At 64.9% G+C, this 14,009-nt stretch carries 10 protein-coding genes and 1 pseudogene; 8 read left to right on the top strand and 3 right to left on the bottom strand.

The annotated features are described in order from the left end of the window. Nucleotides 1-5: 5 nt before the first annotated feature. The 5 genes from C3418_RS16025 to C3418_RS16005 all read left to right on the top strand — a co-directional run bounded on the left by C3418_RS16025 (nucleotide 6) and on the right by C3418_RS16005 (nucleotide 6,414). Nucleotides 6-1,430 (top strand): FAD-dependent oxidoreductase, encoded by a 1,425-nt coding sequence (locus C3418_RS16025; protein WP_052814857.1) that lies wholly within the window; start codon nucleotides 6-8, stop codon nucleotides 1,428-1,430. Between the two features lie 47 nt (nucleotides 1,431-1,477). Next, on the top strand, nucleotides 1,478-2,038 hold the full coding sequence (locus tag C3418_RS16020) for a hypothetical protein (protein WP_052814856.1): 561 nt from the start codon (nucleotides 1,478-1,480) through the stop codon (nucleotides 2,036-2,038). Nucleotides 2,039-2,144: 106 nt separating this feature from the next. After that, the gene (locus tag C3418_RS16015) at nucleotides 2,145-3,407 is read left to right on the top strand and encodes a hypothetical protein (protein ID WP_052814855.1); all 1,263 of its coding nucleotides are present in this window, start codon (nucleotides 2,145-2,147) and stop codon (nucleotides 3,405-3,407) included. A 69-nt stretch (nucleotides 3,408-3,476) separates the two neighbouring features. Beyond that, complete coding sequence (locus C3418_RS16010) at nucleotides 3,477-5,165, top strand: 6-pyruvoyl-tetrahydropterin synthase-related protein (RefSeq protein WP_052814854.1); 1,689 nt, start codon at nucleotides 3,477-3,479, stop codon at nucleotides 5,163-5,165. Nucleotides 5,166-5,217: 52 nt separating this feature from the next. Further along, nucleotides 5,218-6,414 carry a Bcr/CflA family multidrug efflux MFS transporter gene (locus C3418_RS16005; protein ID WP_010674385.1) on the top strand — a complete coding sequence of 399 codons (1,197 nt, stop codon included), beginning with the start codon at nucleotides 5,218-5,220 and terminating at the stop codon, nucleotides 6,412-6,414. Between the two features lie 59 nt (nucleotides 6,415-6,473). Here the strand turns inward: C3418_RS16005 and C3418_RS16000 are convergent, their stop codons facing one another. The 3 genes and pseudogenes from C3418_RS16000 to C3418_RS15990 all read right to left on the bottom strand — a co-directional run bounded on the left by C3418_RS16000 (nucleotide 6,474) and on the right by C3418_RS15990 (nucleotide 9,107). Next, the gene (locus C3418_RS16000; protein WP_041212871.1) at nucleotides 6,474-7,040 is read right to left on the bottom strand and encodes a pyridoxamine 5'-phosphate oxidase family protein; all 567 of its coding nucleotides are present in this window, start codon (nucleotides 7,038-7,040) and stop codon (nucleotides 6,474-6,476) included. Between the two features lie 33 nt (nucleotides 7,041-7,073). Beyond that, nucleotides 7,074-8,498, bottom strand: a pseudogene (gene nhaD, locus C3418_RS15995) (sodium:proton antiporter NhaD). Between the two features lie 135 nt (nucleotides 8,499-8,633). Next, entirely contained in the window at nucleotides 8,634-9,107 is a 474-nt protein-coding gene (locus C3418_RS15990; RefSeq protein WP_010674381.1) for a DUF4357 domain-containing protein, read from the bottom strand. 152 nt (nucleotides 9,108-9,259) lie between these two features. On the opposite strand from C3418_RS15990, the gene C3418_RS15985 reads away from it, so the two are divergent. From C3418_RS15985 to C3418_RS15975, 3 genes are all read left to right on the top strand, one after another. Further along, on the top strand, nucleotides 9,260-9,940 hold the full coding sequence (locus C3418_RS15985; RefSeq protein WP_041212869.1) for an ABC transporter ATP-binding protein: 681 nt from the start codon (nucleotides 9,260-9,262) through the stop codon (nucleotides 9,938-9,940). A gap of 21 nt (nucleotides 9,941-9,961) precedes the next feature. After that, nucleotides 9,962-12,388: an FtsX-like permease family protein gene (locus C3418_RS15980; protein ID WP_041212868.1), complete on the top strand. Its 2,427-nt coding sequence runs from the start codon at nucleotides 9,962-9,964 to the stop codon at nucleotides 12,386-12,388. 185 nt (nucleotides 12,389-12,573) lie between these two features. Next, nucleotides 12,574-13,626, top strand: coding sequence for a lipocalin-like domain-containing protein (locus C3418_RS15975; protein WP_041212867.1), 1,053 nt, complete (start codon nucleotides 12,574-12,576; stop codon nucleotides 13,624-13,626). The last annotated feature ends 383 nt before the right edge of the window (nucleotides 13,627-14,009 follow it).

The following is a 14,009-nucleotide window of genomic DNA, read 5'->3' as shown; positions in this document are numbered from 1 at the left end:
CACTCATGAACGACAACAACAAGAAGCATATTGCGGTGCTGGGTGCCGGCCCTGCCGGTTTGATGGCCGCCTGGCGCCTGCGCCAGGCCGGTTTTGCGGTCACCCTGTTCGAGCAGGAGAGCGTGGTGGGCGGCATGTGCGCCACCCAGACCTTCAAGGGGCGCGACGGGGAGTATCGCTTCGACTACGGCGGCCACCGCTTCATCACCAAGAACCCCGAGCTGCTCGCCTTTATCGATGAGCTGATGGGGGACGACCTGCTCCACGCCGAGCGAAAGAGCGTCATCCGCTTTGGCGGGTGCACCTATGACTACCCTTTGAACCTGCCCAATTTGCTCAAGACGGCGCCGCTGGCCCTGATGGCCGGTGCGGTGAAGGATCTGCTGCTGTTGCCCTTTGCCAAGAAGCCTACCGATTTTGCCAAGGCGAGCTTTGCCGAGTGGATCCAGAGCCACTTCGGTCGCACCCTCTACCGCCAGTTCTTCGAGGGCTACACCGGCAAGCTGTGGGGCATCAACCCGGACAAGCTCTCCGCCGACTGGGCCGGCCAGCGCATCAGCCTGATCGATCTCAAAGACGTGGCACGCCGCCTGCTGCCAAGGCGCAACGGCAGCATGTCGGTGCGCACCTATGCCCGCAAATACCGCTATCCCAAGTACGGCTTCGGCCAGATCTTCACCACCTTGGGGGAGCGGTTGGTGGCCGAAGGGGTTGAGCTGAAAACCGGCGCCACCATCACCCGTCTCGAGCAGGCTGATGGCCGCATCGAACGGGTTTATTGGAAACAAGATGACGTGGAGCAGAGCGAGCGCTTTGATCAGGTGATCTCCACCCTGCCGCTGCCGCTCACCTGCCAGCATCTGGGCTTGCCGTGTGATCTGCACTACCGGTCGCTTCGCTTCGTCAATATGCCCCTCAAACAGGAGAACCTGTCGGACAACACCTGGCAGTACCTCTCCGACCCCCATATTCTGGCGACCCGTCTGCAGGAGCCGCGCCGGCGCAGCCCCTTTATGGCGCCCCAAGGCCAGACCTCGGTGATGCTGGAGATCCCCTGCAATCCGGGGGATGCCACCTGGCAGGCACCGCTCTCTGATCTGCGCGGCCGGGTCACCGCCGATCTCGACAGCCTCGGCGTCGATACCCAGAAGCTCGGCGATGAGACATTCGAAGCGCGCAGTGAATACGCCTATCCGCTGATGGATCTGGGTTATCAGGCCCGCCGCAACGAAGCCATCAAGGCGCTGATGCCGATAGGCAACCTCATCATGACCGGCCGTCAGGGGACATTCCGCTACATCTTCACCGACACCGCCATGGAGATGGGGATGATGGCCGCAGACATGGTGATCGACGGGGTGGACAGACGTCACGCCATCTTCAATCATCGCAACGAAAATACCGTCATTGAAACCCAGAGCGTGGCCTGAGTGCCGCGCCATGGGCATAACCTCTTGGCATAAGTAAGGAGAACAGGATGACCATCCGCCCGGGTTTACTTGCCCTCACCCTGCTGCTGACCCTGAGCGGGCAGGCGCAGGCTTACTCCTACGCCGCAGCCGGCAAGGAGCCGCTGATCGATGCCCGCGAGGCACTGCTGGGCGCCGCCACTGACGGCAAGGATGCCAGCGCCACCTTGAGCGAGATTGCCGAGGAGCTGACCTATCTGGAAGAGCACCACCAGGTCGAGCTGCAAGCACCGCTGGCCGCCGCCATCAAGGCCAAAGACGCCGTGGCTACCGCGGCCCTGCTCAACCGGGCCTACAAGGCGGAGATCGAGCGCCGCCTCGAAGGGGCCAGCCAGAACCTTGGCGACTACCAGACCGCCAAGGTGCTGGTGGTCAAGAGCAAGCGCTTCTTGGATTTGATCCTCCCCTCCCTCAATGAAGGAGATCGCAAGGCCGCCGAACAGGCGCTGGCCAAGGTGCTCGATGCCATCGGCAACCCGGGAGTGTTCGGCGTGGGTGCCAAACCTGCCGATGCCGCTGCCTTTGGCGATGCCGAAAAAGCGCTGATGACCGTGCTGGCGCCGCTTTGATGACCTCTCATCGATGACGACGGCCCCCCTCATCCCCACCCCTTCTCCCGCAAGGGGAGAAGGGGGGCGTCGCCACGGCCGATTACGCTTCGCTAATCGACCCTACTTGCTTGCCCTGCTGCAACTGGCCTGGCTTGGCTGGCTGCTGACCTTCCCCGTGGCGCTCGATTCCGACGATGCCCTGAACATCGCCCACGGGGTGGTGCGCTTCAGCGTACTGGAGTTCTCCCCCCACTTTCCGGGCTACCCCGCCTTTATCTGGCTGGCGCGGCTGATCAATCTGGCGGTGGACGATCCGGCCCGCGCGGTGCAGTGGGCCAGCCTCTTGGGGAGCAGTTTGCTGGCGCCACTCGCCGCCTCCCTCGCGGTCAGATTGTGGCAGCGGCCCAGCCTGCTGGCGCCGGTCTGGCTGCTGGTACTAGCCCTGCCGCTCACCCCGACGCTCGCCCTCTCCGGCCTGTCCGACGGGCCGGCGCTGGCCGCCTGGCTGGGCGCGCTCCTGGCTTTGCAACAGCGCAAGATAGCGCTGGCGGGTCTGCTGTTGGGCCTCATGCTGGCCCTGCGTCCCTCCTACTTCGTGCTGGCCCTGCTGCCCCTTTGGCTGGGGATGGCGCAGCAGGGCACGCGCGTCAGGTTTGTGCTCCCCATCGCGCTGGTGGGGCTAGCCTGCCTGCTGTTTGTCTGGCAGGCCGATGGCTGGGCCTATTTCAGCGAGGGGCGGCGCTTTACCGACGGCCACTTTACCCTGTGGGGCAACACGGCGGCAGCCCACGGGGATCGACTGCTGAGCTGGGCGAATACCTTCAACGATCAGCTCACCCCGCTCTGGCCCCTGTTGATGGGAGCCTTGCTGATACTGCCACTCTGGCAACGGTCAAAAGATCACAATGCGACCCCCTCCGTGCTCTGGACGCTCTACTGGCTCGCCCTGCTGCTCTGGACCCTGTTTGGCCAGAATCCGGACAATCCCCGCCATCTCGCGCCCATCACCCTGCTTGGCCTCGTGCTGCTGGCAGGCTGGCTGCCGCGCCGGGGCGAGCTGCCAGCCATGCTGGGAGCCCTGTTGTTGCTGCTCTGCACCCTCACCCCACCGGCGGCACCAGCCATGACCCGGGCCGCCAGACTGGCCGAACAAACGTGCCCGGCGCTGGTAACCCAGTGGGGAGTGAGGCTGCTTAGGGAAACCACAACCCTGCCCGTCACCGACGGCTGGTACCGGGGGGATGCCGCCCTTGCGCTCACCCAGGGGGCCTGCCGCCTCAGCCGCCGCCCCCTGGGGGCAGAGGCGCTACCAGGCCCTTATGACACCCTCTGGTTTGCCCCCCGCTTTCACGCCGAACCCGGCCTCTGGCTCGCCCTGCCCCGCTGAACCGGGCGCTTGCGAGGGCATCGCTCGACTCGTCTACACTCACAGCCGGGTCTGTCAGGAACCAGTGCAATGGAAAGAAACACGAGCGGAACCGGGGAGGGGATCCGGGTCGCGCTGGCCCTGTTGCTGGCCTGCGCCCTGCTGATGCTGCCGCTCTGGTGGCAGGGGGGCAGTCAGGGGCACGATCTGTTCCACCACCTGCTATCCGGCCACTACTTTGCCCGCCAGCTCTGGCAGGGGGAACTCTATCCCCGCTGGCTGATGGCCATGAACGGCGGCTTCGGTAGCCCCACCTTCTTCTTCTATCCCCCGCTCCCCTACTACGTCAGCGCCCTCTTTGCCGGGCCCGGTGCCCACCCCCAGCAAGCCATCTACCCTTTGCTTGGCAGCGCCACCCTGGCCCTGCTGCTCTCCGGGGTGTTTGCCTATCTGTGGCTGCGTGCCACCACGCCCCCTGGCCGGGCCCTGGCCGCCAGCCTGCTCTATTTGGCGCTGCCCTATCATGTCGCCATGGATCTCTATGCCCGCTTCGCCCTGGCGGAGTTCTGGGCCTTCGCCTGGGCTCCCCTTATCCTGCTGGGGCAGGATCTCGCCCACCGCGGACGACCTCAGGGGTTGCCCCTGCTGATCCTGGGGCTGGCGCTGCTGGCCTTCTCCCACCTCCCCAGCCTCTTGCTCATGATGGGGCTGGTCACCTTGCGCGCCTTCTGGTTCACCAGACGCACCCGCACTCTGACGCCCTGCTGGCAAGCCCTCGGCGCCCAGGGGGTGGGGCTTTGCATGGCAGCCGCCCTGCTGCTGCCCGCCCTGGCGGATCAGGGGGCCATCTCCATGGAGCTGATGCGCGGCGGCATGTTCGACTACAGGCGCAACTTTCTCGACCGCCTGCCCAGCGCCTGGGAGGACTGGCGTTTTCGCGGTCACCTGGCGTGGCAGAGCATGCTGACCCTGGTCCTGCTGCTCATCGCCTGGGCCGCCGCCCGGGAGCCGCGCCACCCCGAGCTGCTGTGCTGGGGGGCGATCGGCGTCGTCGCCTTCCTGATGATGCTGCCCCCGAGCCAGCCTCTCTGGAGCCTGCTTCCCCCCTTGCAGCGGGTCCAGTTTCCCTGGCGGCTCAACCTAGTGCTCGCCCTTGCCACGGTCGCCGTGGTGGCGCTCGGCACCCAGCCCCATCGTCTCTGGCAGGGGCTCTGGTGGGGAGTATTTCTGCTGACCCTCCTCTCCACCCTGGCCTATGTGCGTCACGCCCCCCTCACCCAGGCCCCCGAACGGGAAGCCATGGCATTCGAGTTCGACAGCAAGCGCAGTGCCCGGGAATACAGGCCAAGGCAGGTGCCGGGGGGCATGTTCGCCCCGACCCTGCTCGCCTGGAAGGAGGAGTTCCAGCCGCCCGTCAGCGCCGAACCGCCAGGCGCGAGCTGGAGCCTGACCCGCTGGCAACCCCGCGCCCTGGCGCTGGAGGTCAAGGCCCGGGTGCCGACCCGGCTGGTCCTGCACCAATACCATTACCCCGGCTGGGAGGCCCGCCTCGACGGGCACCTGGCGCTGACGGTGAGCGCCAATCGCCAGGGGTTGATGCAACTCTGGGTTCCGGCGGGCCACCACAGTCTCACCCTGACCCTGGCGGTACGATGGCCGGAGCGCACCGGCAATGCCCTCTCCCTGCTTGGATGGCTTGCCTGGCTCTGGCTGCTCTGGCGCCACACCAGACAAAAGGGCATCGGGCAGGATGCACCTGATCGCGCCCGCCAAAACTGATAGACTCAACACCTGCCTCTCAACCCGGCCCAGCCCACGACTCGGATACCCTATGCCCCAAGCCAGCTCCCTCTCCCCCCGTTTCCTCTTCATCCTGCTCGGTGCCCTGGCGGGCCTGACTCCGCTCGCGGTGGACATGTATCTGCCCGCCATTCCCGCCATCGCCCGGGATCTGGCTACCAGCATCGACGGCGCCCAGCTCACCATCAGCGCCTTCCTGGGGGGCTTTGCCATCGGCCAGCTCTTTTACGGGCCGCTCGCCGACAGCTTCGGCAGAAAGCCGGTGATCCTGGCGGGCCTGACGATGTTTGCCGTGGCCTCCGTGGGCTGCGCCATGGCGGACTCCCTGCCTGAGCTCCTCGCCTGGCGCATGTTGCAGGCCGCAGGGGGCGCCGCGGGTTCCGTGGTGGTCAACGCCCTGCTGCGCGACCTGTTCGAGAAGGATGCGTTTTCCCGCGCCATGTCCTTCGTCATCCTGGTGATGACCCTCGCCCCCCTGGTGGCCCCGGTGGTAGGGGGGTACATCAGCGCTCACAGCGACTGGCGGGTCATCTTCTGGCTGCTGGTGGCCATCAGCCTGCTCATCTGCCTGGTGATGCAGTGGAAGATTGAGGAGACCCTCAAACCCGAGCACAAGCAGCCCCTGCGACTCGGGCAGGTGCTTCGCAACTACTGGGGGGTGCTCTCCCACCGTGGTGCCATGGGCTATGTGCTGTGCGGCGCCCTGTCGAGCTCCGGCATGTTTGCCTTCCTGAGCGCATCCCCCTATGTCTACATCGAGTATTTCAAGGTGCCGACCGAGCACTATGGCTGGCTCTTTGGTCTCAACATCCTGCTGATGATGGTGGTCACCTTCGCCAACAGCCGGCTGGTGAAAGGGGTGGGTGCCGAACGCATGCTGCGATACGGCCTGACCGTGCTGCCGCTCGCCGGGGCCCTGCTCATCTACAACGCCTGGAGCCAGACCGGGGGCCTGTGGGGCATCGTCATCCCCGTCGTGCTCTTCGTCGGCCACATCAGCCTGGTGGGGGCCAACGCCATGACCGGCCTGATGGGCCACTTCCCCCAGTCCGCAGGCACCGCCTCGGCGCTGGCGGGTACCCTGCGCTTTGGCCTTGGGGCCCTGGTGGGGGTACTGGTCAACCTCAATCCCCCCGAATCGCCGCTCCCCATGGCCATCGCCATCGCCGGTTGCGGCCTGGGGTCGGCCCTCAGTTACTGGCTGCTGAGCGGCAAGCGCGTCCCCTGATGCCTTGCAATGAAAAAGCCCTGTCCATGGACAGGGCTTTTTGCATCGGGGCGCAGGCCTCAGTCATCGGCCTGCAACCCGCTGCGCGCCAGGATCTCGCTCTCCAGCCCATCCAGGCTTAGCTGGTTCTTCTTGCGCCAGTAGGCCTCAATCCCCTCCCGGCCCTGCCGCTCGGACCAGTTGGCAAGATCCTCCCTGTCTCCCTGGTACTCATACAGAGGCACCGACATGCCGCACGACGTCTGGACCCGTTCAATGTTCAGCAGGAAGATCTGGCGAGCCGCGACGCTTGGGGGGAACAGCGCCAGCAACGACGGCCACTGCGGATCAGTGCGGTGCAGCACCCGTGCCTGGCCATAGGCTCGCAGAATAAGCGGCGCCCCCTCGAAGGCGCAGAACATCACCGTCATGCGCGGCTGTTGCAGCACCTGGGCCGCGGACTCGTTGCCGCTGCCGGTCAGGTTGAGCCAGACCAGGGTGTGGGCATCGAGGACGCGCAGCGAATCCCCGCCCTTGGGGGAGAGATTGACCGATCCCTTCGCAGCCGCCGTGCCGACGAAGAAGATCTTCTGCCCCTCGATAAAGGTGACATGGCGCGGCAAAAGCGCCTCGAACAGTTGTCCCATCCTGCCTCTCCCTGGTGCCTGGAACCGGGTTGCCTAAAACAGGGCGCTGTTGAGCCACAGGTGCGCCCCTATGCCGACCATATAGCCAAGCAAAATGGCAGGCAACCACTTGAGGTGCCCGACGAAGGTATACATGCCCCTGGCCTGCCCCATCAGGGCCACCCCGGCGGCGGAGCCGACCGAAAGCAGACTGCCCCCCACCCCGGTGGTCAATGTCACCAGCAGCCACTGCCCCGTGCTCATCTGCGGCTCCATGGAGAGCACGGCGAACATCACCGGAATGTTGTCGATCAGGGCGGAGAGCAGGCCGATGACGACGTTGGCCAGGGTCGGATCGCCACCGTCATAGAGGAAATGGGAGGCAAGCGCCAGATACCCCATAAACCCGAGGCCGCCGACGCACATCACCACCCCGTAGAAGAAGAGCAGGGTGTCCCACTCCGCCTTGGCAATCTTGTTGAACACATCGAACGGCACCACCGAGCCCAGACGCAGCAGCCTGGCCTCGTCCCCGGTGCGCTCATACAGCGCCCGTGCCCGGGCCAGGGTGACGGGCTGGGTCTTTCGCAGATAGAAACTGAAAAATTGCAGGTAGCCCAGCCCCATCATCATGCCGAGCACGGGGGGCAGCCCCAGGAAGTGATGGCAGGCGACTGCGGTCACTATGGTGAGTACAAAGAGCAGCACGATGACAACGGCGCCGCGCCTTGGCACCACCATCTAGCCCGGCATGGCGGGCACCAGACGGGGCACCATCAGGCTCATCAGGGTGGCCGGCACCAGGAAGTTGAGCAGGGCGGGGATGAAGAGCAGCAAGAACTGCTGGAACGGCACCTTGCCCGCCTGCCACACCATCAGGGTGGTGATGTCGCCAAAGGGGCTGAAGGCGCCGCCCGCATTGGCTGCCACGACGATGTTGATGCAGGCCAGGTTGATGAAGCGGCGCTCCCCGTTGGCCACGTTGAGCACCACTGAGCACATCAGCAGCGCCGTGGTGAGGTTGTCCACCACGGGGGAGATGAAAAAGGCGAGAAAACCGGTGAGCCAGAAGAGCGTACGCAGGCTGAATCCCGCCTGCACCAGGCGTACCCGCAGCACGGCGAACAGCAGCCTGTCCTCCATGGCGTTCACATAGGTCATGGCCACCAGCAAGAAGAGCATCAGTTCGGCATACTCCAGCAGGTTGTGCCGAAAACCGGCCTGAACCAGCTCGCTTTGCCCCTGCCCCGTATAGACCAGGCCGATGGCTATCCAGATGATGCCGGCGGCCACCAGCACCGGCTTGGACTTTCGCAGCTTCAGGTACTCCTCGGCCATCACCAGGGCATAAGCCAGGGCGAAGATGGCGAGGGCGAAGAGCCCGACCCCGCTGTGGGTCAGATCGAGGGGGCCGTTGCCCGCAGCGGCGGGGGCACTGAGCAGGGCCGTCCCGGGCACGAGGCGAAGGAGTCCAGACATGGCGGCATCTCCTGGCAGGCGTCTGGCATTGAGGCTAGCAGCGCAAAGGGAAGCCGCCCTCCTTGTCATCCTGATGAGCGGCCCGCCGCGGGCACTAAGGCAAACATGAGCGAGGCCCGTTGCCGGGCCCCGTCATCAGGAGGTCTTCTTGCCAAAACCCGATTGCTTGAGGGTGTAGCCTGCGCTGTTTTGCCAGGCATCCAGCCCGCTTCGGTTGTTGCCCGCCACCAGGCTCGCGGCCAGGCTCGGGCTGTTGAAGAGCTGATCGGCGGTAAAGATGAAGCCCCCTTCGGGGTGGGGAACGAGCACCCCCTTGCCCAGCAGCTCCTGGCGCAGCTCGATCACCGCCTCGCGCAGGGAGGCCGCATCCTCGCCGTTGGCGGTGGAGCCCGCCTGGACCATGAAACCGGGGTTTTGCCGCTTGCCCACCGGATAACCATGGGCCTCTGCCCCCTTGCCGTTGAAGTGGTAGAGCTCGCGCTCCCCCGGCTTGTTGTCGGAGAGGGCCTTTTGCAGGGTCATCAGCTCGTTGTAGATATCGATGGGGACCACGGCAGCCTGCTTGACGCCCTTGCTGTCGACGATAAAACTGACTTGCTTGTGTAACATCCTTGCTCATCCTGTGACCCATGGAAGGCCCTATTCTAACCACCTCAGGCAAGCGGGATCCAGCGAGGATCCCCATCCCTTTTGCAGGCGCGATCACTAACTGGCATAGTGACGGACATTGTGAAAGCCATTGACCATCAAACGGTTATCCCATGCTTAGCCTGCGCAACCTCAGTAAACGCTTCGCCAACGGCGGCGAGACGCTCCCCCTGTTTGAGGGGCTGGATCTCGCCCTCACCCCGGGGGAAACCTGCCTGCTGCTGGGGCAAAGCGGCTGTGGCAAGTCCACCCTGCTCAACCTCATCGCCGGTCTCATCGCCCCGGACGAGGGGGAGATCTGGCTGAAAGAGACCCGTCTCGACACCCTGCCGACAGACGAGCGGGCCCGGCTTCGCGGGCGCCATTTCGGCATCGTCTATCAGGATTTCAACCTGCTGCCGACCCTGACCGTGGCCGAGAACCTCGCCCTGCCCCTTCAGATAAACAACCTGCCCCAGGACGATGGGCGCCTCGATGCCCTGCTCGCGCGCCTTGGCATGGGCCACAAACGCCACGCCTGGCCGGAACAGCTCTCCGGCGGCCAGCGCCAGCGGGTGGCGCTGGCCCGAGCCCTCATTCATCAGCCCCGTTGGCTGCTCGCCGACGAACCCACCGGGAGCCTTGATGAACACAACGCCGAGCAGGTGATGGCCCTGATGATGAGCGCGGTGCGCGATACCGGCGCCGGTCTCTTGCTGGTGAGCCACAACCCGGGCTATGGCGACCTGGCGGATCGGGTGCTGCGCCTTGAAGGGGGGCAGCTGGTCGAGCTCAAGGGGCGCCGCCATGGCTGACGTCTGCCGGGGGGCCTGCTGATGTTGCCGCTCAAGGCGCTGCTGCGCCTCTATCGCGCTCACCCCTGGTTGCTCTTGATGAGCCTGGCCGGGCTCACCCTCGGGGTCACCCTGGTGGTGGCCATCGAGCTCTTGAACCACAGCGCCCGCACCAACTTCGTCGCCGCCCGCAGCCAGCTCGCCGGGGAGGCCAACTACCGCCTGGCCCCCCAGGGTGGCCTGGATGAGCAAGTCTACGTGAGGCTGGTGCGAAGCCAGCCGAACCTTGACGCCATGCCAGAGCTTCACGCCTGGCTCAAGGACGAGCAGGGGCACAGCTTCCAGTTGCTGGGGATGGATCTCTTCAACCCCGGCCCCCTGCGCCGCCTCTTTGGCGATGCGCCTGACAGCCAACCCGATGTCTCGTTGAATCGCGCCGACAGCGTCTGGCTGGCCGCCCCCGAGGCGAGGCGCCTTGACTGGCAAGCGGGCCAGTCGCGAACCTTTGTGCTGGGGGATGAGGGGCAACGCCCCCTGACTCTGACCCTGGCGGGCACCTTCGAGCCCGGCGCCGTCCCCATGGAGCGGCTGCTGGTGACCGACATCGGCCTCGCCCAGCCCCTGCTTGGCAAGGAAGGCAGACTGGATCGCATCGTCTTCAAACTCAGCGAGCAAGAGGCCCATACCTTGCAAAGAGCCTTGCAGGCGGCCCTGCAATCCTATGCCCCCCATCAGCCCCTCTGGCTTGAGCCCATCAGCCCGGCCCTCGATGCCAGCCAGCTCGGAGATGCGCTGGCGCTGAACCTTACCGCCCTCTCCCTGCTCGCCATGGCGGTGGGATTGTTCTTGGTGTTCAACGCCCAGCGCTTCGTGCAGAGCGTGCGCCGCCCCCTGCTCGCCCAGCTCATCATCCTCGGGATGCCGCCGCGCCGGGTGCTGCGCTGGCTGACCCTGGAGATCCTGATCCTCGCCACCCTCGGCACTCTGCTCGGGCTGTTGCTCGGCAGCCTGCTGGCCCTCGCCCTGATGGGGCAGCTCACCCAGGCGCTGGCCGACCTTTATGGCCCCAACCCCATCGACCTGCTGCGCCTCTCCCCGACGAGCCTTGGCAAGGCGCTGGTGATTGGCCTTCTGGGGATGCTTGCCGCCAACCTGCCCGGCTGGTGGCAACTGCTGCGCCAATCCCCCCTTGCGCTGCGAGAGGGCAACAGTCGCCCACCGGCTCACCCCTGGCAACGCCGGGGGCTTGCCATCGTCATTCTGCTGCTGTGCGCCCTGTGTCTGTGGCAGCCCGCCACCGGCCTTGGCGGCGCCCTCTTCGTGGCCGGAGGCTGGCTGCTCGCCATGGCCCTCCTGCTGCCCGATGCCCTTCGCTCCTTGCTGGGGCGGCTGCGTGCACGCGGCCCCCTCACCGCCCGGCTCGGGGTGGCAGAAACCCTCTATCACCTGGATCGCACCGCCATCGCGGTGATGGCGCTGCAACTGGCCATCGCCGCGGCCATCGGCATCGGGGTCATGGTGTCGAGCTTTCGCTCGAGCGTGGAGATCTGGCTCGGCCAGCGCCTGGCCGCCGATCTCTACGTCACCGCTCCCAAGGGGGTGGCCGGCAGCAGGGGCGCACTCGGCGAGCAGACCCTCAACACCATCCTCGCCTCGCCAGATGTGCGCGCCGCCTCCCGCCGCGCCGTGCTCCCCGCCCGCTGGCAGGGGCAGCCCATCGAGTGGGCGCAGATGGACTTTATCCCCGAGCTCAAAGCCGCCTATCCCCTGTTGGCCGGGCGCTGGCCCGCTGCTCCCGACGAGGTGCTGGCGAGCGAACCGCTGACGGTACGTCTCGGGGTCAGGGTGGGCCAGCGCCTCGAGGTAACCAGCGAAGGGGGGCCGAGGGCTTTCACCGTCACCGGCGTCTATCAGGATTACGGCAGCGACAAGGGGCAGATACTGCACGCCTTCGAAGGGGGCAAGGTGCAATCCCTGGCCCTCTTCAGCCCGGATCCCGAGCACCTTGGTGACAGGCTCAGGAGCCAGTTTGGTGAGCAGGTGAACCTGTTGCCCGCCCCCGCCATCCACGCCGCAGCCCTCAAGGTGTTCGATCAGACCTTCGTGGTGACCGAGCTATTGAAGTTGCTCATTCTGGGGATCGCCTTCGTCGGCATCGGCTCGGCCTTTATGGTGCTGGGGCTGGCCCGGCGCGGCGAGTTGCAGACCCTGCAAAGCCTTGGCCTGAGCCCGCGCCACTGCCGCCGGCTGCTGGTGTGGCAAGGGGCGGGCCTCGGGCTGCTCACCGCGCTGTTGGCCCTGCCGGTGGGCTATGGCCTTGCCTGGGTGCTCATCGAGGTGGTCAACCCCCGCGCCTTTGGCTGGCGGCTGGCCTTCGAGGCCGCCCCCTTGCACGCCGTCACGGCGCTCCTGCTCGCCCCCGTCTGTGGCGCGCTCGCCTCCTGGTACGCCGCAAGGAGAGTGGTATGAAATATCGGTTGGCGCACTGGCTCAGCCATGGCTTGACGTTCCCATTGACCAGATCCCTGTCACCGCCCTTGATTCAACGCAGAGAAGCGCACAGAGCTATCGTGAACCATCCCCTCTCCCTTCGGGAGAGGGCCAGGGTGAGGGAAATCTTGTCCTCTTTACGGACCCTGTGGCTTGCAGCCCCCTTGATCCCGCTTATTGCCATAAGCGGCAACGCGCAGGCCAGCGATTTGGGGAGCATCCTTGGCGGCGGCAGCGATCACTTCAAAAAGGCACTGCCGGGTCAGTCCATCAACCTGCCCGTGGATCACGGTGCCCACCCCGACTACCGCTCCGAGTGGTGGTATCTCACCGGCAACCTGAAAGACGAGCAGGGGCGCGATTACGGCATGCAGTGGACCCTGTTTCGCCAAGGCATCGAGCAGGAGATCACATCGGAGAACCCCTGGCTCACCCCCCAGCTCTGGCTGGCCCAGTTCGCCATCACGGATGTGAGCAAAGGCAGCCACCAGCAGGACGAGCGCACCAGCCGCCAGGGGCCAGGGCTCGCCGGTGCCAGCGGCGGTCAGTATTGGCTGAAAGAGTGGGTGCTGGCCTCTCAGGGCGAAGCGCTTTTTCCCGCCACCCTCAAGGTGCAAAGCAAGGCGGGGGAGCTTGATGTGAAGGTGAGCGCCGCCAAGCCGGCGGTGCTACAGGGCAAACAGGGTTACAGCGAGAAGAGCCCGGGCAACGCCTCCTTCTACTACTCCTACCCGCGCCTGACCATCAGCGGCACCCTGACCCTGGATGGGGAGACCCGCAACGTCAGCGGTGAGGGTTGGTTTGATCACGAGTGGAGCAGCTCGGTATTGGCCGAGTGGCAATCGGGCTGGGACTGGTTTTCGCTGCAATTTGAAGATGGCCGCGAGCTGATGCTGTTTCGCCTGCGCACCAAATCGGGCCGCGCCCATTCCGAAAACAAGCCCGAGAACCGCTACGGCATCCTGATTGAACGGGACGGCAGCAGCCGGGTGCTGAGCCCAGATCACATCCGCCTCACTCCCGGCAAGACCTGGCGCGGCCCCAAGGGGCAAGCCTACCCCATCGAGTGGCAGCTGGAAGCCGCCGATATCAAGCTCACCATCCAGGCGCGCCAGCCCAATCAGGCCATGACGGGGCGTTTTGACTACTGGGAAGGGGCGGTCTTAGTCTCGGGGGACGCCAAAGGCGTCGGCTATCTGGAAATGACGGGATATTGACCGCCTTGAAATCAGATCGCCTTCAAAAAATCATTCAGATTCCATGCTTTAGATGGTTTTTTTCTCAACAGAATTTCTCGTACTTGATACCTTACCCAGACGGCCCTTCCCCTACTGCCCAAAACCCCAAGGATCACCTGTGGCTTTGCTCATCCTCCATTAACACATTGTTATATTCAAAGAGATGAAATGTTACATCCGAGAATTTTATTTAAATATCGAAAACTCGATAAAAGCTGTTTGGAACTGCTCCTAAGGAAGGTGCGAATAAGCGGGGAAATTCTTCTCGGCTGACTCAGTCATTTCATTTTTTCAGTTTGAGCCGATCTTTTCTCCCGTAAATGCCTTGAATCAGCCTATTTAGACCGTTTCTTCGCCATTTA

The sequence above is a fragment of the Aeromonas sp. ASNIH8 genome (assembly GCF_002919855.1).
In the GTDB taxonomy this organism is placed as follows: Bacteria; Pseudomonadota; Gammaproteobacteria; order Enterobacterales; family Aeromonadaceae; genus Aeromonas; species Aeromonas caviae.
Note: the sequence above shows the minus strand (reverse complement) of the source record. Positions and strands in the feature narration are given on the sequence as shown.